Source organism: Campylobacter sp. CFSAN093227 (genome assembly GCF_012897855.1).
GTDB lineage: Bacteria > Campylobacterota > Campylobacteria > Campylobacterales > Campylobacteraceae > Campylobacter_D > Campylobacter_D jejuni.
On record NZ_CP040610.1, the window covers coordinates 991217 to 1014419 of the forward strand.

Consider the following 23203-nt stretch of genomic DNA (forward strand, 5'->3'; position numbering starts at 1 on the left):
TCCTTAGAATTTATTGTGTTTTCTCCATTTATAAGGCTCTATAGGATCACCCTCTTTCCAAAGACCTAAATGATTTTTCTTAGCATTTTCTTGTTCTTTGATATAAGCGTTACTATAGTAAGTATCAGCCCAAGCATAGCCTTTGCTTACTAAAAATCGATTAATATCAACGTCATTAAGCTTTACAATAGCAACAATTCTACCATAAGTATCTTTATTTTTATAAATAATTTCAACTTGTTTGCCGCTTAAAATTCTACTTAAAGCTTCTTTTGATTGCTTTCCAAAACTTTGTTTAAGTTCTGGTGCATCTATACCAAAAAATCTTATTCTAGCGAGTTTGTTTTCATGATTAACTTCTATAGTATCTCCATCAATAATTCTAACTACTTTTCCTTCAAAACTAGAATTTTGGGCAATATAGTTCTGGATAAAAACAACTACAAGAGTGAAGATTAATACAGAAAAAAGTTTTTTTGGATCACTTAATAATTTTCTTAGATTAAATAATTTTTTATAATTTATTCTCATTTTTTAATCATTTTGCCTTTAAATTTTAAAAAATATGCCATAATTTTATCAAAACAAAGGAGATAAAATGCAAAATGTTATAGAAAATTTTAAACAATTATGCAAAATTCCTCATTGCAGTTATGAAACAGAACAAATGAAAGAATTTTTAAGCTCTTATGCTAAAGATAAAGGCTTTAAAGTGAGTGTAGATAAAGCAGGAAATATTCATGCCATAAAAGGCAAACCAAAAATTTGTCTACAAAGCCATTATGATATGGTCTGCATGGGTGATGCACCAAACTTAGAAGTTTATGAAGAAAATGGCTTTTTAAGAGCCAAAAATTCAAGTCTTGGCGCAGATAATGGTATAGGTATAGCCATCATGATGAGCGCTATGGCTGAATTTGAAAATTTAGAGTGTCTTTTTACAAACGATGAAGAAGTAGGACTCATGGGAGTGAATTCACTCGAGCACACTTTAGAATCTAAAATGCTTTTAAATTTAGATCATGAAAGCGATGATGAGATCATGATAGGCTGTGCAGGTGGAGTAGATATAGAAGCAAGTTTGTCTTTTAATACCCTTAGAAAAAAAGGTAAAATTTATGAGCTTTGTGCACAAAATTTTAAAGGTGGACACTCAGGCATAAATATCATACGCAACGAAAAAAGTTCCATCAAAGAAATGGCTAAATTCATACAAGAAAATGAAGGAGAAATCATTTCTTTTGAAGGTGGAGAAAGAATCAATTCTATACCTAAACACGCCAAAGCTTTAGTGCATTTTAAAAATGAAGTAAAAAGCAACAACTGGATAAAATGCGAATTTAAAGAAGAAGGCGAATTTGAAATTTGCGATCAAAGCAAAAAACTTTTAAGTCTTATAAATTCTTTCACTCATGGAGTTAGAGCTTATGATGAAAATCTAGGCATGGTTCAAACAAGTATTAACCTAGCTACTTTAAGAATGGAAAACCAACAAATCAAATTTGCACTTTTTGCAAGATCTAATATACTTGATGGGCTTAAGCAAGTAGAATTTGAAACTTTAGAATTTTTCAAAGCTTTTGATTTTAAAGTAAGAAGTTTTAATTTCTATCCGCCTTGGGAAGGCAAACCAAACACACTTAGCGACATGGTTTTTAAAGCACTTAAAAAAGTATCGCCTAATGCCAAAGTTTCAGCTATCCATGCAGGACTTGAGTGTGGTATTATAGAGAAAAAACAAGAGCTTTTATGTGCTTCTATAGGCCCAAATATCCATAATCCTCATTCAACTGATGAGCATTGTGAAATCGCTTCAGTTGAAAAAATATCTAAGGTTGTTTTTGAAGTTTTAAAAGACAATGCTTAATTCTTTAATCTTGCTTCTTGCAAAAACGCGTTTTAACAAAAACACACAAAGCAAGGAGCAAAATCCCACTATAGCAAGATAAATACCTAAATACTCTTTATAAAAAGCATTAACTATAAAAGGGGTTAAAAAGCCTAAAATCGCATAAGAAATATTATAAGCAAAACTAAGCCCACTAAATTTAAGTTCGCTTTTAAAAATTTGCGTCATAAAAACAGGCGCGAAAGTAATAATACCTTGTGCAAAACAAGCCAGTAAAAAATAAAATAAAAAATTCTCATCATAAAAACTAAAAAACATACCAAAGATAATAAAAGCTATACTAAAAATAGAGCAAATTTTATAGCTTCCCCATTTGCTTGCTAAAAAACCTTGAAATAAAGCTCCAAAAATCACCGCTAAAATAGCAAAATTTTGCACCCATAAAGCAGAAGTTTTACTCATAGCTAAAAGACTTTCAAAATACTTAGGCAAAATCATCAAAGTTGCCACACCGCTTGTTAAAACCATGGTCATTAAAAAACAAACAAGCATACTCATTTTATGAGTTTTTAAAGCTTCAAACAATGGAAAATTTAAAATTTTCTTTTCATTTTGAACTTTTATAAATTCTGGAGTTTCGCTGAGTTTATTTCTTAAAAACAAAGCTAAAATTCCAAAAAATCCTCCTATGATAAAAGGAATTCTCCAAGCATAGCTTTGAACTTCTTCTGGGGTAAAATAAGATCTTATGCCTAAAGTGGCAATATTTCCTAGCAATAAACCTATGGTTAAAGTCGCTGAAATAAAACCAAGAGCTAAAGGAATTTGACGCCCTTTGACAAATTCGCTCACATAAATCCAAGCTCCGCTCACCTCAGTTCCAACGGCTAAACCTTGCAAAATACGAATAGTAAATAAAATCAAAGTAGCAAATATACCTATACTTTCATAACTTGGTAAAAAAGCTAAAGCAAAACTAGGCAAAACCATCAAAAGCATAGAAATATAAAAAATATTCTTTCTTCCATATCTATCAGCAAAATGTGCCATCACAATAGAACCAAAAGGACGCGCTAAATAAGCAGCACCAAAGGCTATATAAGCATTTATCTGCATCCAAAAAGCATCATTTTGCGGAAAGAATACCTTAGCAAAAATATCCAAAAAAAAGGCAAAAAGCACAAAATCATAAAATTCTAAAATTCCACCCAAAGAAGCATAAATAATATTTTTGTATTTTTTTTGCATATTTTATCCTAAATCAACTAAAGGGCAAAAAGCCCTTTATTAAATTTTTCCACCTTCAATCACTACATCATCAGCCTTAACATCATCTCCAAAATGAGCTTTTAAAGTTTCATCATAAGCCTTGTGAAAAAACTGCTCTTGGCCTAGTTTGATGATCAAATTATCGATAAATTCTTTAAGTTCTTTATCGCCTTTTTTAACCGCTGGTGCGATAACATCTTTGTTACCTAACTCTTTGATACCCATTTTAAAATCAGGATGATCTTTCACCCAAGCAAAAAGTAAGGTATTATCATGACTTAAAGCATCGCCTCTTTTATCCATCAAAGCGGCAAAGGTTTCGGTATTTTGATCATATTTTAAAGTTTTAATATTAGGATAATCTTGCGTAAAATAAGCATCTGCTGTTGTGCCTTTGTTTAAAAGCAAGGTTTTATCTTTTAAATCTTCTACGCTAGTTATATTACTATCCTTTGGTACAGCTACGCCTAAAGCTACCTTCATATAAGGCAAGCAAAAATCAACCTGCTCGGCTCTTTGCGGAGTTTGAGTAAAATTAGCCAAAATAATATCTACTTTATTTGATTTTAAAAACTCAACCCTATTTGCAGCTTCAACAAGAACAAATTGCACCTTATTTTCATCGCCAAAAAGTTCTTTTGCTATGCGTTTAGCTAAAGCTATATCATAGCCTTGATTGTTTCCTTTTTCATCCACATAACCAAAAGGTGGTTTATCGCCAAATACCCCAATCCTAACAACTCCATTTTGCTTGATCTTATCAAGAGAATTTAAAGTTTTAGAGTCAGAATTTCCTCCACAAGCAGCCAATACTACTGCAACAAAGGTCGTTAAAACACTTAGAAGTATTTTTTTCATACATTTCCTTTCTTTAAAAATAAGCTTAAAGCTATTGCAAAAATATATAATAATTGCAAAGTTAATTATACTTAAAATTATAAATAATGCATTTGAAACAAACTAAAAAGATTTTCCTATGTGTAAAAATGTAATTAATCTCACACTCTCTTTTAGCATTGTTTAAATTTTAAGTAAAAAAAGATATAATCTTTTTTTTAAATTTTTAAGGAGAAAACTATGAAAAAAGGTATTTTTCTCTCTATTGGAATAGCTGTTTTGTTTTCAGCTTGCGGAAATTCCATAGATGAAAAAACAGTTAAAAAATATGAAAATCAACTAAATCAAACAGTTAAACAAGAAATTGCAAGCCTTTCTCAGGATTCTGGAATAAAGATTGAATTCTCAGATTTTAAATGCAATGCAGATGGTGATTTTATAGCGTGTTTAAGTCCAAATTTCAAAACTCTTGCAAAAGATAATAACGATGAGTATCAAGAACTATTTCAAGCAAAAAATATCAAAATTCGCTCAAATGAAATTTACAAAGGCGAAACAAATACATCAATTAGCATTAAAGAATATTACAACGATCTTTTTAAAAACCAAAAAAGCATACAATCAAATTTGGTTTTTGAAGATTTTAAACTTGGAGAAAAAGTTGTTAGTGACATCAATGCAAGCTTATTTCAACAAGATCCAAAAATCAGCTCTTTTATCAATAAATTAAGCTCGGATTCTTATACTTTATCATTTGATAACTCCATAAACAAACAAGAAAACAATTATCTAGATAATCTTGATATAAAATTTTATAACGCAAAATTAAATTTCAATACAAATCTAAATATAAATCTAAAAGAAGATTTACTTAATTACCTTGATTCTAAGGGTATAAAATTTAACACTCAAACTTTAGCTATGGATGAACAAGCTATCAATGAACTTCTTAATATGGTAAACTACGAACAAGCTTCAGATTTTAGCAATACAATCCAAAAATACATCATCTTAAATAATTTTAAAATTGATTCAACTCTTAAAACCGAAGGCGTATTTAGTAGCTATATAGCAACTGCTAAGGAAAATTTACAAACCTTAAAAGCTCAAAGTCAAAATGAAGAACAAGCATTAATCTTTGATAAAGCTTTAGCTATTTTAAACAATATCACTCAAAATGATGATTATAAACTCAATCTTGATTTAAAATTTAAAAACATCCCTGTTAGTGACTATAGCACACAGGGAATCGACAGCATAGAAAAACTAAGCATCAACAATCAAGACGCCACAGAAGCGTTAAAAATTATACTTCCATTTATCATGTTTTCTATGTTAATGGGCGGAGCGTCATTTTAAATTTTAAAATGATAAAAACTTCAAAAACATTAAAAGCAAGATTAAATTCTTTGCTCTTAATGTTTTCATAATATTAACAAAAAAGGCTAAAATGAAAATTTTATTCTCCCCTAGTGAAAGCAAAAATGAAAATTGCGTAAAAAATCCTATCAATGAAAACTCATTTATATTTAAAGAATTATTTCCTTATAGAATAAAAGCTTTAAAGCATTATGAAGAATTTATCAAAAACGCAAGTTTACAGAATTTACAAGAACTTTTTGGCATTAAAAATGAAAATGAAATTGATAAATTTAAACACGACTTAAAACAAGCTCCCACTCAAGAAGCTATATTGCTTTACACTGGGGTAAGTTATGAATATCTTAATTTTAAAGCCTTAGATAAAAAAAGCCAAGCTTATATTTTAGAAAATACTCTTATATTTTCTAATCTTTTTGGCGTTGTAAGAGCTAATGATACCCTACCCTTTTATAAATTCAAGCAAGGGGCTAAAATAGGAAATTTTGCCATAGAGAAATTTTATAAAGAACATTTTAGTAAAGCCTTAGATGCATACTTAGAAAATGAGGAAATACTTGACCTTAGAGCAGGATTTTATGATAAATTCTACACCCCAAAAAAGAAATTTTATACTTATAAATTTGTAAAAAATGGTAAAGTCATCAGTCATTTTGCTAAAGCTTATAGGGGAATTTTACTCTCCATAAGTGCAAAAAACCAAGTAAAAAACAATAAAGAGCTTTTAGCAAACCTTCCTTCAAACCTAAAACTCAAAGAAATTCAAATCAAAGGTTTAAAGGAAGAAATTGTGCTTGAAATTCTAGATTAGTTTTTATTTTAAGTATTTTAAAACTAGCTTCGCATAATAACTTGCAGCCCTAGCTAAAAGCTTATCATTAAAAACATAACTAGAATTATGTAAATAAATGTCGTTTTCATTTTCTAAAAAAGCATAGGCACATTTTTTCATTTCGCAAAAAAATCCAAAATCCTCACTTGCCATTAAAGGACGATGATTAAATTCACAATTTTTTTCGCCAAATAATTCTTTTGCAACCTCACTAGCAAAATCCACAGCTTCATCGTTATTCATAGTCACTGGTGCAACAACATTTTTATTGATTTTAATCTCTATATCATTAGCCTGTGCAATACCTTTACAAATTTTATAAATTTTTTCTTCAGTTAGCTTTCTAGTTTCATTATCTAATGCTCTAACACTCATTTTAATCGTTGCAATATCTGGAATGATATTAAAAGCATGTCCTGCATTAAAAGCTCCTATGCTTACAACTGCTGAATTTTGAGGATCAACATTGCGAGATACTATACTTTGCAAAGCCACCACAAGCAAAGAAGCAGCATAAATAGGATCTTTTGCTTTTTCTGGAGCACTTCCATGACCACCTCTTCCAATAACTTCAATGCTATAACTATCCGAAGAAGCCATCATCGCACCTTTTTTAAGATAAAATTTCTTATCACTACCAAAAGGCATATTATGCCATCCAAAAACATAATCACTATCAAATTTTTCAAACAATCCATCTTCTATCATCGCCTTAGCGCCACCCAAACCCTCTTCAGCAGGTTGAAAATAAAGATTTAGAGTACCATTAAAATTCTGACTTGCTAAATACTTTGCAGCAAGCAATAAAGAAGTAGTATGTCCATCATGACCGCAAGCATGCATTACATTTTCTTTTTTGCTTTTATAAGGCAAATTTGTGCATTCTTGCAAAGGCAAAGCATCCATATCTGCACGAAGTCCTATTTTTTTATTGCTATTTCCCTTTTTTAAAACCCCCACAACGCCTGTTTTTCCTATTTCTTCATAAACCTCATAACCAAATTCTTTTAATTTTTGTGCCACTAATTTTGCAGTATATAATTCATCAAAACCAAGCTCAGGATTTTCATGAATTTGATGACGAATTTTTTCAAATTCGCCTTGTAAGTCTAGTATTTCTGGAATTAAATTCATTCTATTTTTCTCCTTGTATAAAATTTTCTCTTCTAGGCAAAACAAATTGTGCTAAGATCGCTGAAATAAAAATCAAAGCAAAAATATAAACAAAACCCAAAGTAAAACTATGGGTTTTATCAACACTCCAAGATACTACCCATAGGTTAAATGATAGTATAACAAAGGTAATACTCCAAAAAGCACTCATAATATAAGCAGTTTGATTTGGATTGGAATTTTTTAGTTCTGAAGGTAGATTAAAAAAAAATGGAAACCACATAGAATAAAAAATGCCTGATAACACAGCAAAAATCTGTATCAATACTAAATTTTGTAAAAATAACATACAAAATCCGCATATAAAAATACACGCTCCTCCAGACAATAGCATTATTTTAAAAGAAATATTTTTTCTTTTAAAAAATAATCCAAGATAAGGACCAAAAATTTTCGCAACTACTATCATACTAGTGATTAAAGTAGCTTGCTGAGTATTTAGGGCAAGATCATTTGAAATCAAAGGCATTAAAGACCCTGTCGCTGCCCAAGAGATACTAAAAACAGCATAAACACTAAAAATTATAAATTCAACTCCAATGCGTCTAAAATGAAATAAAAGTGATTTTTCCATATTAAAATCCTTTTTAGATATTTATTAAAATATAACATAAAAAAATAAGATATTTATTATCTTTAATTATTTTTTTAATTTAATTATTTTTTTATATATTTTTTTGTTACTTTTTGAAAATTTATATATAAGTTTAAAGATAAAAAAACTAAAATACAAAATAAAAAACCCGTAAAAGTTTTTTGAAGTATTTAAATGATATATTTCAAAATCTAGTTTTAAAAAGGAAAAATATGGAATTTTTAGCATTTATTTTTTTGATTATTATATTTTTATTTGTAGTCTTTATCATCGTTACTCGCTATGAAAAAAAGATAAAATTACTCAACCAAAACATACAAAATATGAAAGAAGATATAGCCGATCTTAAAGAAACAACTCAAAAAAATCGCTCTTTAATTGAAAAAAATCGCTCTAATATAGAAAATATAATAAAATAAAACTAAGAAAGATTTGCGATAAGCTTATAGTGTTTTTTCTGATTTATCATTAAAGTAAAAATTTTTTCACTTGAATTTTCGCTTTTATTTTTATAAATCATACTTTTTAAAAACGGAAAAAGCATCGTACTAGAAGTTTTACCTTGTAAAATAATATGCATAGAGCCTTTTAAAATTCCGTACTTATAGCTCATACCGCTTGGAAATATATCAAGATTAAAAATTAAACTATCTTCATTACTATCATAATTTAAAATTTCAATTTTAACAAAGCTAATTTCTTGATCTTCTTGAGATAAATTTTTAAAAATTTCAAGTTTTTCATGTTTTTTGATAGTAACAACTTCTTGCTTACTTTCTTTAAAATCAGAAAGAAAATTTTCATTTTTAAAAATTCTTGAAAAAAATTTTAAATTTTTAAATTGCATACTTGTTTGTTTTGTGTTTTCATGCATTATTTTTTCGGATTTTAAGATGTTGTGTTCTATATCATCTTCTTGGTTTTGATTATCTTTGTTTGATTTCATGTCAAAATCTTCAACGATAATCATATCTTCAGTATCACAAATATTAAAATGTTTTACAATTTCTTCAAAAGTAAAACTGTCATCACTAAATTCCAAAAGATCTACATTTGAAGTGATAAAATCAACGCCATCTCGTTCTTCAATCTTATCTTTAATCACAAAAGCATCAACACAAAAGCACGATCTTTGAATTTCGTATTCAGAACTTTTGCCTTTAAATACTATCTTCATCATCACAAAGCTTTTACTATAAGTTCTAAAGGACTAACAAAAACAACCTTGCTTGAATTTTGTTCTAATGCATTTGAAATTTGCATTCTGCAAGCTGAACACTCGGCGCTTACCACACTAGCCTTACTTTCATCGATCATTTGTGCTTTTTTAAGCCCTACACTTAAAGCTCTATCATAATAATCCGTTTGCATACTCACCCCGCCAAAACCGCAACAAGTATTAGAATTACTCATTTCTACAAAATGATAATTTGTTTTTAAAAGTTCTCTTGGCTCTTTAAAAACTCCTTGCATTTTTCTTGCATGGCAAGGATCGTGATAAGTAATACTATAATTAAATTTATTTTTTGTTTTTAAAATTTCTTCCAAAGAAGTAAATTTATAAAAATACTCGCTAGCCATATATATCTTAGATGACACACATTTTGCGCGTTTTGCCCAGTCTAAATCATTTTGCATTATAAAAAAATGTTCATAATCTATCTTTAACATAGCCGAACAAGTGGCCTCAGGAACTATAATAGCATCTAATTTTTCTAATTTTTTTTCAAAATACTCAATATTTTTTTTAGCCAAAACTTCAACACTTTTAAAATCACCCGTAAAAAATTGCGGCGCTCCACAACACACTTGTTCTTTCATCAAATCCACATTGATTTTTAATTCCTTAGCGATTTTAAGCACTGCATTAGCCGTATCTATGTAAAAATAATTTGCCAAACAACCTACAAAAAAACCTATTGTTTTTTCTCCATCATTATTGATAAATTTTGGATTAGAATTTAAGAAACTTTTTTTATTAAAACTTGTAAGCAATCTTCCCTTTTTAACAAAAGGCATGGAAAATCTTGCCTTCATACCTGTATTTTCATTCTCATTTTGAATTTTAAACGCACAACTTTGAAACACATAGCCAAGCTTAGCTACCAAATCTAAAATTTTGCGTCTTCTTAAAAAGAAAAAAATAAGTTTTTTATACCAAGCTATACCAAATTTTTTAGCTATATCATAACGAACTTCTTCTATGGCATTATCTACTCTTAATTTACTTGGACATACTTCAACACAATTGGTGCATAAAAAACAAGATTCAAAAACTTTCTTAGCTTCTTTATCAAGCTCTAGACTTCCCTCTTTATAAGCGGCTAAAAGATCTAAAAATCCTCTTGGACTAGTAATTTCATCGCGATTTTCTTCATGTATAGTACAAACAGGTATACATTTGCCACATTTAACACAAGCATCACTTATTTGACTAAATTTCATCTTACACCGTTTTTGAGAATACTTTTTTATCTTCACTAATGTTTTTCATATAAGCATCAAAACACATAGCAATATTTCTTATAAGTAAAACACCTGTTTCATTGACTTTGATAAAATTTTCATCAAAATTAATAAAATCTTTGTATTCTTCTAAAGCTTTTAAATCCTCTTTAAAATACTCCTGAAAATCAATGCAAAATTCTTTTTCTATTGACTTAATATCAAGCTTAAAATTTGCCATTAACTCCATAATCACTGCTTTTCTAAGCTCATCATCATCGCTTAAAGCTACGCCTCTTTCAAAAGGTAAAACTCCTCTATCTAATGCAGCTTCATAACTTGACATATCTTTAAAATTTTGCGCATAATGTCTTTGTCCTTCGCCTATACTTGTAAGCCCAACACCGACTAAATCAGCACCGCCTTTGGTGGTATAACCTTGGAAATTTCTATGCAAAGTTCCATTTTCTAAAGCTTTAAAAAGCTCATCATTTTCTTTTGCAAAATGATCCATTCCTATCATTTTATAACCATTTTTGCTTAAAAATTTCTCACAAAATTCTAAAATTTCAAGCTTAACATCAGGACTTGGCAAGGTATTTTCATCAAATTTTCTCATATTTTTCTTAAGCCAAGGCACATGAGCGTAATTAAAAATCGCCAAACGATCAGGGTTTAAAAGCATAACTTTTTCTAAAGTTTGTGTAAAGCTTTGTAAATTTTGATAAGGCAAACCATAAATTAAATCCATATTTACAGACTTTATGCCTTTACTTCTTACAAGATTTAAAGCATTTTGTGTTAATTCAAAAGGCTGGATGCGATGAATTTCTTTTTGAACTTTTTCATCAAAATCCTGTACTCCAAAGCTGATACGATTAAAGCCATTTTGCGTTAAAACTGTGGCTTGTTCCCCATTTAAAAAACGCGGATCGATCTCACAGCTAATCTCTGCATCTTTAGAAAAATTTCCAAAAACAGATCTGATTTTTAAAATCAAATTTTGAAGTTGTTTAGCACTAAAAAAAGTTGGAGTTCCGCCCCCAAAGTGCATTTGCACCACTTCTCTTTTAGTATCTAAAATAGTACTTAAAATATCAAGCTCTTTAAAAATATAAGTTAAATACCTTTCTTTACTCTCTTCTTTGGCTGTATAAATAACATTACAACCACAAAAATAACAGGCACTCCTACAAAATGGTAAATGAAAATAAAGCGATAAAGATCTATCTTGCTTTTTTAAAATTTCTATATATTCTTCGTATTTGAAATTTGCATTAAACTCTACTGCTGTAGGATAAGAAGTGTAGCGTGGTCCTGCTTTAGAGTATTTTACAAAAGCTTTATAATCTCTCATTTTGGTTTACCCTTTCTATCATCGCTTGCATATCTACAAATAAATTTGGATGCTCTTGTTTGATTTTAGAAATTAATTTTTCAAGATCAATACTAACTTCCATGGTGCCATTTTGCGCCTTTTGCTTGATCTCATCCATAGCAACCGTCCAAACATCGTTAAAATCTACAGGAATTTGTTGATAAATCGCCTTTTCTAAACGCAATTCAAAATTCTCTTTTTGACTTTGTTTTAAACTTTCAAGTATATTCTTAAGACTTTGCAAAGAAAGCAAAGTGTGAATTTCATCGTTTTCATCGATCACAAACCAAGGCTCAGGAGAATCAAAACTTCCATTTTCAAGAACTAAACATTTTTCGTTTTCATTCTCGCTTTGCTTCATTTTAAAAATCGTTCTATCTTTTTTCTTTATTCCTAGATTTTGACTAAATTCATCAATGCGTTTTAAGCAAGTGTTATACTTTTCTAGCTCTTTCATTCTCTTCCTCTCTGATTATCCAAAAAGCAAAGCAAGGCTTTTACCACATAAAGGCGATTTCTTGCTTCTTCAAAAATCACATCTGCATGTTTTTCAAAAATTTCTTCACTCACTTCATAACCCCTATAAGCAGGCAAACAATGAAGCAATATCGCGTCTTTATTGGCAACGCTCATAGCCTTTTCATCAATCATAAATCCTTCAAATTCTTTAATCTTGCGTTCTTTTTCATTCTCTTCACCCATAGAAACCCAAGTATCGGTAATGACTACATCTTTATCCTTTAAGGCTTCAAATTTATCATGACTTAAGGAAATTTTAGCTCCTGAAATCAAAGCCTGTTTCATAGCAAATTCCCAAATTTCAGGGCTAATTTTATAGTTTTTTGGTATAGCTATACTAAATTCAAAACCCAAAATCGCAGCCGCAATAAGCCAAGAATTGCACATATTGTTACTATCTCCGATAAAAGCAACTTTTGCTATACCATTTTGCATCTTATTCCATTCTTTGATAGTAAGCAAATCTCCTAAAACCTGAGTAGGGTGATAAAGCTCGCTTAAAGCATTGATCACAGGGGCTTTAGAATATCTTGCAAATTCGAGTAAAGTTTCATGTTTATTGACTCTCATCATCACAAAATCAACCATCGCCCCTATCACCCTAGCTGTATCCTTTACAGGCTCGCCACGACTAAGTTGTAAATCATTGCTACTTAAAAATAAAGCCTTTCCGCCAAGCTCTGTTATGGCTAATTCAAAGGCCATTCTTGTTCTTGTAGAGTTTTTCTCAAAAATCATTGCTAAAGTTTTATCTTGTAAAAGTTTTTTAGGCTCTTTTTTAAGCTCGCTAGCATGATTTACAAGGCTTAAAATTTCCTCCTTAGAAAAATCTCTTAAAGTTAAAAAATGTTTCATTTTTCTCCTTTTAACATTTTAGCTAATTCTTTAGCATGATAAGTGATGATAAGCTTTGCCCCTGCTCTTTTAAAAGCTATCATAGTTTCATACAAAACTTTTTCATAATCAATCACTCCTGCATTTTTAGCTGCCTTTAACATAGCATACTCTCCGCTTACATTATAAACACACAAAGGCAAGTTAGAATGAAGGGATATTTCTTTAACCACATCAAGATAAGCAAGAGCGGGTTTTACCATCAAAATATCAGCTCCTTGTGCTTCGTCTTCTAAGCTTTCTTCTAAAGCTTCTTTACCATTAGCAAAATCCATTTGATAGCTTTTTCTATCTCCATAACTTGGAGCTGATTCTGCTACATCTCGAAATGGCCCATAATAACTTGAAGCAAATTTAGTAGAATACGCCATTATAGGCAAATTTTCAAAACCTTCTTTATCTAAAGCTTTGCGCAAAGTAGTGATAATACCATCCATCATTCCACTAGGTGCTATCATATCTACCCCTGCTCTTGCGTGAACTAAGGCTTGTTTGGCTGAAATTTCTAAAGTGACATCATTATCCACACTTTTTGTTTTTGGATCGATAATCCCACAATGCCCGTGATCTGTGTATTCACAAAAACAAAGATCGCTGATTATAAAAAGATCTGGAAAATTTTTCTTAATCTCTCTTATACTTCTTGCAACAAGCCCTTCATCATCTAAAGCATCGCTTCCACAGCTGTCTTTTTTCTCATTTTCCAAAACGCCAAAAAGTATAATGGCTTTAATGCCTAAATTAACTACATTTTGACACTCTTTTAAAATTTCATCTAAACTCATTTGAAACACATCAGGCATAGAAGAAATTTCTTTTTTTATCCCCGTTCCATTAACCACAAAAAGCGGATAAATCAAATCATTTACACTTAAAGAATTTTCTCTTACCATGGCTCTTAAGTTTTCATTAAGCCTTAATCTTCTAAATCTTTTAAACATTTTTTTGTCCTTTTTTTGCTAAAATCTTAACATAAATTTGATTATAGAGAGTAGTAAATGAAAATAAAAATTTCAGAAATTGCGAATTTACCTAGCAAATGGGGAAATTTCCAAATACAAAGTTTCAAAGAAAATGATAAAGAACATTTATGTATATTTAAAAATACTCCAAAAGACACACTCAATCTAAGAATTCATTCAGAGTGCTTAACAGGAGATGCTTTAGGAAGTTTAAAGTGTGATTGTGGGGAACAGCTTGAATTTTCACTAAAATATATAGAAAAGAATGGCGGAATGGTGATTTATCTTAGGCAAGAAGGAAGGGGTATAGGGCTTTTTAACAAGGTTAATGCTTATGCTTTACAAGATAAAGGTTTTGATACGATTAAAGCAAATCATCAGCTTGGCTTTAAAGCCGATGAGAGAACTTATGAAATTGTAGAATTTATACTCAAACACTATGAAATTTCTAAGGTTAATTTACTCACAAATAACCCTGAAAAGCTAGATTCTATCAAAGAAAAAATCATCACACGCATACCGATTTTAATAGAACCTAATCGTTTTAATGTAGAGTATTTAAACATAAAACAAACTCAAATGGGACATCTTAAATAAATGATTTTTAAAGATTATGATTTTTTGCAAAACTACGATTTAAAAAACTTTGAAGAAAAGGTAAAAATTTATAAAGAATTATTATCTAAATTTAACCGCATTCACAATCTTACTCATTTAAAAAATATAGATGAAAATATCTTTGATAGTATTAAAATTTTAGATTTTTATGATTTTTCTAAAGCAAAAAATATTGCCGATATAGGAAGTGGCGCAGGATTTCCAGCTGTATTTTTAGCTTTTTTACTGCAAAGCAATTTTCATCTTTTCGAACCCAATCCCAAAAAAGCTGCCTTTTTGCGGACATTAAAAATAGAATGTGAACTTCCAAATTTACATATTTACAAAGAAAAAGTTCAAGAATACAAGAATACCTTTAAAGCTGATATCATCACTTCAAGAGCCTTAATGGATGTCAAGCCTTTGCTTGAAATTTGCAAAAATCTAAAAGATGAAAATACAGTTTTTATTTTATGGAAAGGTAGTGAAATTTATCAAGAACTTGAAAATATAAAAGATTATGAAATTTTTGAAAATAATTTAAGAAGATATTGTATTTTAAAGTAGCCCTAAGGCTACTTTTTATTCTGCTAAATCAGCATTAAAACTGATATCCACTAAAGGCCAAGAAATTCCACCATGTCCTGCAGCAACATCGCTTAATGCTTTTAATGCTTTAGAACCATTTTTAAAAGTATGCAAATCAAGTTGTCCTTTAGCTTCAAATTTATTATCTTTGATGGTATAAGTTAAAGGTACAATAGTACTTTTTTTATCCATAGTAATTTTTGCTGAAATAACGCCTTTATTTTCACCCGCAATCACATCTTGAAAAACAACTTTAATATCCGTATCTCCCAATAAAGCAGGGAAAAATACTTTTGTGATATTATTGGTTATAATATCATTGCCTTCACCCATAAAAGCATTGCTTGGCTTTATGGTAGCTTTAGCGCCTTTAAGATAACTTGCCAAATCCTTTATACTTTTAGAAAATTTATATTCTACATTTTTAAATTCACCTTTTGTTCCTATCATATCTTTAGTTTTATATCCTTCAAAAGAAACCTTTAAACTATCTTCTTTAAAAGATACAGCACTTAAAGCCGAAGCTAACAAGCAAGAACTTAAAACACTTACAAGAATTTTTTTCATCTTTATTCCTTTTTAATAAATTTAATTAATGAATTAAATTATATTCTTAGTTGATTAATAAAATAAAATTTTCTAAAATAAAAAATAATTTTTATTACCAAAGTATACCTTTAAAAGCTAAGGTTAAAAAATATCCTCCAAAAATCAAAACAAGCCCTAAAACAAAAGCCAAGCCAAATACCCTAGAGCCACTTTTTAAAAATTTTTTAAAGTCAATTTGCAAGCCTAAAGCTGCCATAGCAAAAACGATACATAAAGTACAAAGTGTTTTACCTAAAGAGATAATATCACTCGTAGCAATACCTAAAATACTTTCTTTGCTTGCTAAATAAGTATTTAAAACTATCATGCCTAAAAATGCAAAAGCAAAATAAGGTATAGTGATACTTTTTGCAGTTTTTCCACTGCTTGAATGTTGATTTTTAGCGAAAAAATAAGTCACTATAAGCAAAAAAGGCACAAGTAAAATCACTCTCATCATTTTTATAATCACTGCAACATTAGAAGCACCTTGCTCAAATCCTGCCATATCCTTTGCCATTTCAGCAGCACCTGCGACATTTGCCACCTCATGCAAAGTAGCTCCCATAAAAACACCCATAGCATTTTGATCAAAAAAAGGAAAAAGATTTAAAGAAAAAGCTATGGGATATAAGAACATAAATACAAGTCCAAAAATCACCACCGTACCTACAGCTAAAATTCCCTTAAAAGGATCACTTTTCAAACTTGACTCTAGTGCTAAAACCGCTGCCGCACCGCAAATCGCACTTCCAGCTCCAACAAGCATAGAAGTTTCTTTATCGAGTTTAAAAATTTTCGTTCCCACAAATAAAGCAATAATAAAAACAAAAAATATCACTATAGCAGAAAGCAAAAATCCTTTCAATCCTACGCTTAAAAGCTCAGTTAAAGTGATATTAAAACCATATAAAACAATGCCAAGTCTTAAAAGTTTTTTCGCACTAAAATGCACTCCGGCTTGAAAATGATGTTGGTATTTAAAAAACCAAGGAGAAAGCAACACTCCTATGATAATAGCAAAAGCAGTCGCTGCTAAATGAGTGGTATCTTTGATACTTTGAACACTAGAAAGATACATAGCAAAAATCACTATACAAGCAGTAAAAAGCAAACCCTTAAAATTTGATCGCACTATAGCCACGCTATGTGCTAAAAAACTTGTTTTCATTTATTTTCCTTTTTGTAAATTTTGTGTTATTATATTTTTTTTATTAAAATTATAGAAATATATTATTTTAATTTTTATAATAAATTTTTTTTATTAAATAAAGGAATCACTCATGAAAATCAAAGATATGGAAATATTTTTAGATCTTTTAAACACTCAAAGTCCAACTCATACAGCCAACAATTTTTCCATAACTCAACCTAATGTTTCAATAGTAATTAAAAATTTAGAAAATAAATTTGATGGCATTTTATTTGAAAGACTTGGAAAAAAACTCTTACCTACACCAAAAGCTTTAGAACTAGGAAAAAATTGGTTAAAAATTATACAAGCCTACTACCAAAGCTTAGAAAAATTAAACGACGAAAGTATGCTCTTAGGGGAAATAAAAATAGCCTCAACTCAAAGCATTTCTGAACATTTTTTAGCTCCTATTTTATTTGATTTTAAGGCAGAATTTAAAAACATAGAAATTCGCTCTCAAACGCAGAATTCAAAAGAATGTTTAAATTTACTAAAAAACGGAAATATAGAATTTGCAATCATTGAAGCAGAACTTGATCCAGCTTTAGTGGAGTATGAAAATTTAGAAATAAATTTTTGGCAAGATGATGAACTTATAGTAGCTACAAGTGATAAAAAACTCAATGAAAAAGAATTTTATATCGATGAACTTTTGGAACAAAAGTGGATTTTAAGAGAAGTAGGCTCAGGCTTAAGGGATAAATTTTTAAACGAAATTGGTGCAAGCTCAAAAAAACTTAATATTTTTCTTGAACTTGATAGAATGGCTGCGATTAAAGAACTTGTTTTACAAAAAAAAGCAATCTCTATTTTTTCCAAAAAAAGCATAGAAAAAGAATTAAAAAATTCAACACTTTATGAAATTAAATTAAAAAATATCGACCTAAAGCGTAAATTTTATACCTTAAAAAGAAAAAATTATAATTTTAACAGAGCTTTAGAAAAATTTGAAAAAATATTCAAATCATAAACATAATAACCGATTTATCATAGAAAGTTAAGCAATTTTTAGATAAAATCCAAAGCTTATATAAATTTCAAGGATAATCAATGAACGCCAAAACTCAAGAAGCTGAATTAGAAGAATTATTTCAAGAAAATGCAAAAGATTATATCACATATGAAAAATTGGTAAAATATCTTACAAAACAACCAAGCGCATCAACCGCTAAAAAAGTGCAAGCATTAATGAAAAAACACAAAGTGCAACTTTTTTCAGCAGCTGAAATTGCACAAATGAAAAACATAGAAGATGCAAAAAGACTTCAAGAAGAAAAACAAAAACTCCAAGATACAAGCCTTGAGAACGAATTTGATTTAGCCAATGAAAACGATTTATTAGAATGGAGCAGATCAGACTCTCCTGTTCGTATGTATTTAAGAGAAATGGGACAAATTGCTTTATTAAACAAAGATGAAGAAATTGAAATTTCCAAAAAAATAGAACTTGGCGAAGATATTATCATTGATGCTTTTTGTTCTGTACCTTATTTGATAGATTTTATTTTAGATTATAAAGAACCTTTAATAAACAGAGAAAGAAGGGTAAAAGAACTATTTAAAAGCTTTGACGATGAAGAAAAAAGTGATGATAAACTTGATGAACTTGATATAGATGAAGATGAAGAAAACGAAACAGAATTAGAATCAGATGAAGAAAATACTAAAAAAAACAGCAAAAAAGAAGATGAAAGAACTTTAAAAGTTATAGAAAAATTTAAAGCTCTAGAAAAAGCTAAAAAAGATTGGCTAAAAACATCCAAAGACAAAGAAAGCGGAGATGAACTTTTAGATAAATTAAGCATTGCGTTCAAAAAAAATATTTTAAAAGAAAAATTAATGGATCTAGGCCCTACTTCAAAACTTATTAGCGAAATCGTAAAATCAATGGAAACTGCACTAAAAAGTGATGAAGAATTTGACAAAGAACTTAAGCGTTTAGAATACCGCTTACCTATGTTTTCTGATGAACTTAAAAAACGCCATGCAGATATTTTAAAAGATATTACAAAATTGAGCAAAGAAAAAATCACAGAGCGAGCTTTAGAAACAACCATGGTAAGCACTTATATGGAAATTAAAAAACTATTTCAAACTAAAGAAGCCAGTGAAAAAAGCTTTGATCTTGAAAAATCACGCTTAAAAGAAATTTTGGAGCAAATTAAACGCGGTAAAAAAATCTCTGATGAAGCAAAAGGAAGAATGGCAAAATCAAACTTGCGCCTTGTTGTAAGCATAGCTAAACGCTACACAAATCGTGGTCTGCCTTTCTTAGACCTTATCCAAGAAGGAAATATAGGTTTGATGAAAGCTGTGGATAAATTTGAATACAAAAGGGGTTATAAATTTTCCACTTATGCAACTTGGTGGATCAGGCAAGCTATTTCAAGGGCTATAGCTGATCAAGCAAGAACCATAAGAATTCCAATCCATATGATAGAAACCATCAATCAAATTAACAAAATTATCCGCGAACATCTACAAAAAGATGGAAAAGAACCTGATGTCAGTGTTATAGCTAAAGAAGTAGGTTTAAGCGTAGATAAGGTTAAACAAGTTATTAAAATCACAAAAGAACCAATTTCTCTTGAAGCTCCAATAGGAAATGAAGATGATGGTAAATTTGGAGATTTTGTTGAAGATAGAAATTCACTTTCTCCAATGGATCATATCTTAAAGGATGATTTAAAAGAACAAATTGATGAAGTTTTAGATCAATTAAACGATAGAGAAAAAGCGGTAATTCGTATGCGTTTTGGTTTAATGGATGATGAAAGTGATAGAACTTTAGAGGAAATTGGAAAGGAACTTAATGTCACTCGAGAAAGAGTGAGACAAATAGAAAGCTCAGCTATAAAAAAACTCAAACACCCTAAAGTAGGAAGAAAACTAAAAAATTATATAGAAGGTTGGAAGTAAGAGTCAATCTCCTTACTAAAAACCCAGATCTTTTTCTTCTTTTAACTTGCGTACATGTTCAAAAAAAACTAATTTTCCGCTATGTTTTTTTAAATTTTTAAATTCCTTAATATCAAATTCTAAACACAAGATAGAAGAAGTTGGAAAAGAAGCTAAACATAGCGAACTTAATAACTCTCCAAGCTCCATTAAACTAGGATTATGACCCACTAAAAATACTTCATTAAACTCATCATCAATATCTTGCAGAATTTTTAGCAAATTTTCAACATTGCAAAGATACAATCTTTCATCAAAACAAATTCTATTTTTATCAAAATTATAAAATTTGGCTATTTTTTTCGCTGTTTTAGCGGTTCTAACAGCAGGACTTGATAGCACCAAATCAGGATGAATTTCATGCGAAGCAAGATTTTTAAAAAGTTTTTTTAAATCTTCCTTTCCACTCTTAGTAAGTTTTCTTTCAAAATCATCGATGTCTTCACTCTTACTTGCTTTTGCATGTCTTATAATATAAATTTTTTTCATTTTACCTCTTTTATTTTAGCTAAAATATAACCACACATAAACCCGAAAATATGACCATACCAAGCAACATTTACCCCCATAAGCAATGGCACAAAACTCATAAGTAAAATTGCCACTATAAGTCCTTTTGTGCTATTTTTATCAATAACAGCATAAAAGCCCATTAAAACACAAATTGCACCACTAGCGCCTATGACATTTATATTTTCTCCAAAATATTTAAAATCAAAATACACATAAAAAACACTTAAAAGTGAGCACAACAATCCGCCAATAAAATAAATAAAAATAAAACACAAAGCACCCAAATAAGTTTCTAACATACGCCCAAATTGAAACAAAACTATCATATTTAATATAAGATGAGTTAAATTTCCATGTAAAAACATTGAACTTAAAAGCTGCCAATAAGCTCCATTAAAAAATAAAATATTCAAACCAAGGATATTGTAATAATCATAAGAAATCAAAAAATAACATAAAATATTTAAAAAAATTAAAAAAATTGTAAGCAAAATATAAAACCTTTATTTTTTATAATATTGTCTTAAAATTCACATAAAATTCACATAAATTCTTTACAATTTTACTAAAAAATAATTTAGGAAAAATATTGAAAATTAAATTTTTAAATATTATTACTATTTTAAGTTTATCTTTAAATGCTGATATAATAATTTCTGCTGATAATTTACCAAATGTTTCTAAAGAATTTTTACAACATAATTTCAAAGCGCCTATAGGGATCGTGCAAAAAGACAAAAATTCCTATGAAGTCTATCTTAGCGATGGAACAGAGCTTGAATTTGATATAGATGGAGCTTGGAAGGAAATTGAAAATAAAGCCTTTCCTTTTGATCTAGATTTTTTACCTCAAAATTTAGCCAATATCATCAAAAGCGAATTTCCAAATACAAAAGCTAGAGAAATTGAAAGAAAAATCAACCATTATAAGATTAAACTTGATAACGATATAAAAATTCTTATAGATTTTAATGGAACTATCTTATATAAAGAATTTGATGATTAAACATATCATCAAACCTGCATTATATCTTTAACATCGTCATATTCTATCTTTTCTTTTTCAAGCAAAAGCTCTGATAATTTTAAAATTTTATCCTTCATAGAATTTAAAAATTCATCCATTTCTTTTTTTTGTTCACTTAAATTTGACTCTTTCAACATATCAAAACTCAACATATAATCAAGCAATTCTTTAATCTTTAAAAAATCATCTTGCGAGTTAGTATAACTTTCATTGTAAATCAATCTCATGGCTCTAGAACCAGCCAAATAAACTTTTATACGATTGATAAGCTCTGATTTTGATCTTATATTATGCTCATATTCTTTAAAACGATCTTCAATGAGAGTGATTTTTTCAAATCCTATGTCAAAATAATACGCACTCAAAGCTTTTGCAGCTTGATAAGTGGCTTGAATTTTCTTCTCTTCATCATTAAAACTTAAAATCTTTTTCTTACCTAAAAGAACTTTATTTAATACAGCATAAAAATCGCTTTCCTCAACTAAAGCACTATTTCTTCTTAAAGCATTAATTGCTGCTTCATTGACCAAAGTTTCAAGCCCTGCTCCACTAAAACCTACGCTTGCTTTAGCGATTTTATTTAAATTGATATTATTGTTTTTATCTTTCATATAAATTTCTAAAATTTTAAGTCTATCCTTAAAATCAGGCAAAGATAAAAAAATTCTCCTATCAAAACGCCCCGAACGCAATAAAGCAGGATCCATAAGTTCGATTTTATTTGTCGCAGCTATAACTATAACCCCGCTATTGTCCTCAAAACCATCCATTTGAGTTAAAAGTTGATTTAAAGTGCTATCTCTTTCAACATTTGACATTTCTCCTCTTGCCTTACCTACGGCATCTATTTCATCAATAAAAACTATGCTAGGCGCCATCATTTTAGCTTTTGAAAAAAGCTCTCTAACTCTTTTTGCACCCATACCTACATAAATTTCAACAAAACTTGAACCACTTTGATAAAAAAATGGCACCCCTGCTTCTCCTGCAACTGCTTTTGCTATCAATGTTTTTCCTACACCAGGTGGGCCTACCATTAAAACACCTTTTGGCATTTTTACACCAAATTCTTTATATTTTTTAGGATTTTGTAAAAAATCCACAAGTTCGCTTAGCTCCATTTTAACTTCATCAACACCTGCTACATCATTAAAAGTAATATTTGAAATCACAGGTTTTATATGGGAACTTTCTAAATTTATATTTGAATTTTGAGCTTGAGTGTGATTTTGATTCTTATTTGATATTGGATATTTAGCCAACTCTTTTTTACGAGCAAAATAACCAAGACTTATAAAAAGTGCGATAATAAAAATAAGTAAAACAAAAAACACCCAAAGCGTATTATCTTTTTTAACCTCTACGGGAACTTTTGATAAAAGTGTTTTTATATCTATGCCATCTTTTATAATTACGTAATTTTCACCTTCTGCCTTAAGCCAAATTTCGTCTTTATCAATCACAGCTTTTTGGATTAAATTTTGGCTTAATAGACTTTGATAAAGATTTTCATCTATATATTTAGGTTCATTTTTAAAATATAAAATTCCCAAAAGCATACATAAAACCATAAAAGATGCTAAAATTATCTTTTTATTTTTCAT

The 23203-nt window shown here is 29.4% G+C and carries 25 protein-coding genes; 9 read left to right on the forward strand and 16 right to left on the reverse strand.

All coding sequences use genetic code 11. From position 1 onward, the window contains the following. Positions 1-3: 3 nt before the first annotated feature. Positions 4-531, reverse strand: a complete 528-nt coding sequence (locus FBF06_RS05335; protein WP_052795977.1) for a thermonuclease family protein — start codon at positions 529-531, stop codon at positions 4-6. A gap of 67 nt (positions 532-598) precedes the next feature. Between FBF06_RS05335 and FBF06_RS05340 the strand changes: the two genes are divergently transcribed. Continuing rightward, complete coding sequence (locus FBF06_RS05340; protein WP_002856444.1) at positions 599-1867, forward strand: M20/M25/M40 family metallo-hydrolase; 1269 nt, start codon at positions 599-601, stop codon at positions 1865-1867. Here FBF06_RS05340 and FBF06_RS05345 read toward each other — a convergent pair. Next, complete coding sequence (locus tag FBF06_RS05345; protein WP_002855823.1) at positions 1850-3097, reverse strand: MFS transporter; 1248 nt, start codon at positions 3095-3097, stop codon at positions 1850-1852. The two genes, FBF06_RS05340 and FBF06_RS05345, sit on opposite strands and share 18 nt — an antisense overlap. Positions 3098-3136: 39 nt before the next feature. Beyond that, positions 3137-3976, reverse strand: a complete 840-nt coding sequence (locus FBF06_RS05350) for a cysteine ABC transporter substrate-binding protein (RefSeq protein WP_052795976.1) — start codon at positions 3974-3976, stop codon at positions 3137-3139. 219 nt (positions 3977-4195) lie between these two features. On the opposite strand from FBF06_RS05350, the gene jlpA reads away from it, so the two are divergent. Further along, a complete protein-coding gene (gene jlpA, locus FBF06_RS05355; RefSeq protein WP_009882608.1) occupies positions 4196-5314 on the forward strand; it encodes a lipoprotein adhesin JlpA in 1119 nt (372 codons plus the stop codon). 91 nt (positions 5315-5405) lie between these two features. After that, complete coding sequence (yaaA, locus tag FBF06_RS05360) at positions 5406-6146, forward strand: peroxide stress protein YaaA (RefSeq protein ID WP_002856021.1); 741 nt, start codon at positions 5406-5408, stop codon at positions 6144-6146. Positions 6147-6149: 3 nt separating this feature from the next. Here the strand turns inward: yaaA and FBF06_RS05365 are convergent, their stop codons facing one another. Both FBF06_RS05365 and FBF06_RS05370 read right to left on the reverse strand, forming a co-directional pair. Continuing rightward, positions 6150-7301 carry a M20 aminoacylase family protein gene (locus FBF06_RS05365; protein WP_002856210.1) on the reverse strand — a complete coding sequence of 384 codons (1152 nt, stop codon included), beginning with the start codon at positions 7299-7301 and terminating at the stop codon, positions 6150-6152. Between the two features lies 1 nt (position 7302). Further along, entirely contained in the window at positions 7303-7914 is a 612-nt protein-coding gene (locus FBF06_RS05370) for a hypothetical protein (protein ID WP_032584420.1), read from the reverse strand. Between the two features lie 233 nt (positions 7915-8147). Here FBF06_RS05370 and FBF06_RS05375 point away from each other — a divergent pair, with 233 nt between their 5' ends. Beyond that, positions 8148-8354, forward strand: coding sequence for a membrane protein (locus tag FBF06_RS05375; RefSeq protein WP_002853356.1), 207 nt, complete (start codon positions 8148-8150; stop codon positions 8352-8354). A gap of 2 nt (positions 8355-8356) precedes the next feature. Here FBF06_RS05375 and FBF06_RS05380 read toward each other — a convergent pair whose 3' ends face one another. The 6 genes from FBF06_RS05380 to hemB are packed head-to-tail and all read right to left on the reverse strand — an operon-like array spanning position 8357 to position 14112. Further along, positions 8357-9118 carry a DUF5416 family protein gene (locus FBF06_RS05380; protein WP_011812755.1) on the reverse strand — a complete coding sequence of 254 codons (762 nt, stop codon included), beginning with the start codon at positions 9116-9118 and terminating at the stop codon, positions 8357-8359. Further along, positions 9115-10380 (reverse strand): (Fe-S)-binding protein, encoded by a 1266-nt coding sequence (locus FBF06_RS05385; RefSeq protein WP_002856666.1) that lies wholly within the window; start codon positions 10378-10380, stop codon positions 9115-9117. Before FBF06_RS05385 ends, FBF06_RS05380 begins: the two co-directional genes overlap by 4 nt. 1 nt (position 10381) lies before the next feature. After that, on the reverse strand, positions 10382-11737 hold the full coding sequence (gene hemN, locus FBF06_RS05390) for an oxygen-independent coproporphyrinogen III oxidase (protein WP_002856393.1): 1356 nt from the start codon (positions 11735-11737) through the stop codon (positions 10382-10384). After that, complete coding sequence (locus FBF06_RS05395) at positions 11724-12215, reverse strand: DUF2603 domain-containing protein (RefSeq protein WP_002856534.1); 492 nt, start codon at positions 12213-12215, stop codon at positions 11724-11726. Before FBF06_RS05395 ends, hemN begins: the two co-directional genes overlap by 14 nt. After that, a complete protein-coding gene (gene argF / locus FBF06_RS05400; protein ID WP_002854006.1) occupies positions 12212-13132 on the reverse strand; it encodes an ornithine carbamoyltransferase in 921 nt (306 codons plus the stop codon). The genes FBF06_RS05395 and argF overlap by 4 nt, the downstream gene beginning before the upstream one ends. Further along, a complete protein-coding gene (gene hemB / locus FBF06_RS05405; RefSeq protein WP_002859198.1) occupies positions 13129-14112 on the reverse strand; it encodes a porphobilinogen synthase in 984 nt (327 codons plus the stop codon). The genes argF and hemB overlap by 4 nt, the downstream gene beginning before the upstream one ends. A gap of 57 nt (positions 14113-14169) precedes the next feature. Between hemB and ribA the strand changes: the two genes are divergently transcribed. Both ribA and rsmG read left to right on the forward strand, forming a co-directional pair. Beyond that, positions 14170-14730, forward strand: a complete 561-nt coding sequence (ribA, locus tag FBF06_RS05410) for a GTP cyclohydrolase II (RefSeq protein ID WP_002855920.1) — start codon at positions 14170-14172, stop codon at positions 14728-14730. Next, complete coding sequence (gene rsmG / locus FBF06_RS05415) at positions 14731-15297, forward strand: 16S rRNA (guanine(527)-N(7))-methyltransferase RsmG (RefSeq protein ID WP_002855974.1); 567 nt, start codon at positions 14731-14733, stop codon at positions 15295-15297. A gap of 15 nt (positions 15298-15312) precedes the next feature. Here the strand turns inward: rsmG and FBF06_RS05420 are convergent, their stop codons facing one another. Then, complete coding sequence (locus tag FBF06_RS05420; protein WP_002867944.1) at positions 15313-15885, reverse strand: hypothetical protein; 573 nt, start codon at positions 15883-15885, stop codon at positions 15313-15315. A 94-nt stretch (positions 15886-15979) separates the two neighbouring features. Continuing rightward, positions 15980-17077, reverse strand: a complete 1098-nt coding sequence (locus tag FBF06_RS05425) for a YeiH family protein (protein WP_002853043.1) — start codon at positions 17075-17077, stop codon at positions 15980-15982. 112 nt (positions 17078-17189) lie between these two features. On the opposite strand from FBF06_RS05425, the gene FBF06_RS05430 reads away from it, so the two are divergent. Beyond that, entirely contained in the window at positions 17190-18071 is an 882-nt protein-coding gene (locus FBF06_RS05430; RefSeq protein WP_002855820.1) for a LysR family transcriptional regulator, read from the forward strand. Between the two features lie 80 nt (positions 18072-18151). Next, on the forward strand, positions 18152-20020 hold the full coding sequence (gene rpoD, locus FBF06_RS05435) for an RNA polymerase sigma factor RpoD (RefSeq protein WP_071311273.1): 1869 nt from the start codon (positions 18152-18154) through the stop codon (positions 20018-20020). A 15-nt stretch (positions 20021-20035) separates the two neighbouring features. Here rpoD and FBF06_RS05440 read toward each other — a convergent pair whose 3' ends face one another. Then, the gene (locus tag FBF06_RS05440) at positions 20036-20548 is read right to left on the reverse strand and encodes a histidine phosphatase family protein (protein WP_002852934.1); all 513 of its coding nucleotides are present in this window, start codon (positions 20546-20548) and stop codon (positions 20036-20038) included. After that, a complete protein-coding gene (locus FBF06_RS05445) occupies positions 20545-21063 on the reverse strand; it encodes a rhomboid family intramembrane serine protease (protein ID WP_002853058.1) in 519 nt (172 codons plus the stop codon). Before FBF06_RS05445 ends, FBF06_RS05440 begins: the two co-directional genes overlap by 4 nt. Before the next feature lie 98 nt (positions 21064-21161). Here FBF06_RS05445 and FBF06_RS05450 point away from each other — a divergent pair, with 98 nt between their 5' ends. Next, positions 21162-21578, forward strand: a complete 417-nt coding sequence (locus FBF06_RS05450) for a PepSY-like domain-containing protein (protein WP_032585073.1) — start codon at positions 21162-21164, stop codon at positions 21576-21578. A gap of 8 nt (positions 21579-21586) precedes the next feature. On the opposite strand, the gene FBF06_RS05455 is transcribed toward FBF06_RS05450, so the two are convergent. Next, positions 21587-23203, reverse strand: coding sequence for an ATP-dependent metallopeptidase FtsH/Yme1/Tma family protein (locus FBF06_RS05455; RefSeq protein WP_032580799.1), 1617 nt, complete (start codon positions 23201-23203; stop codon positions 21587-21589).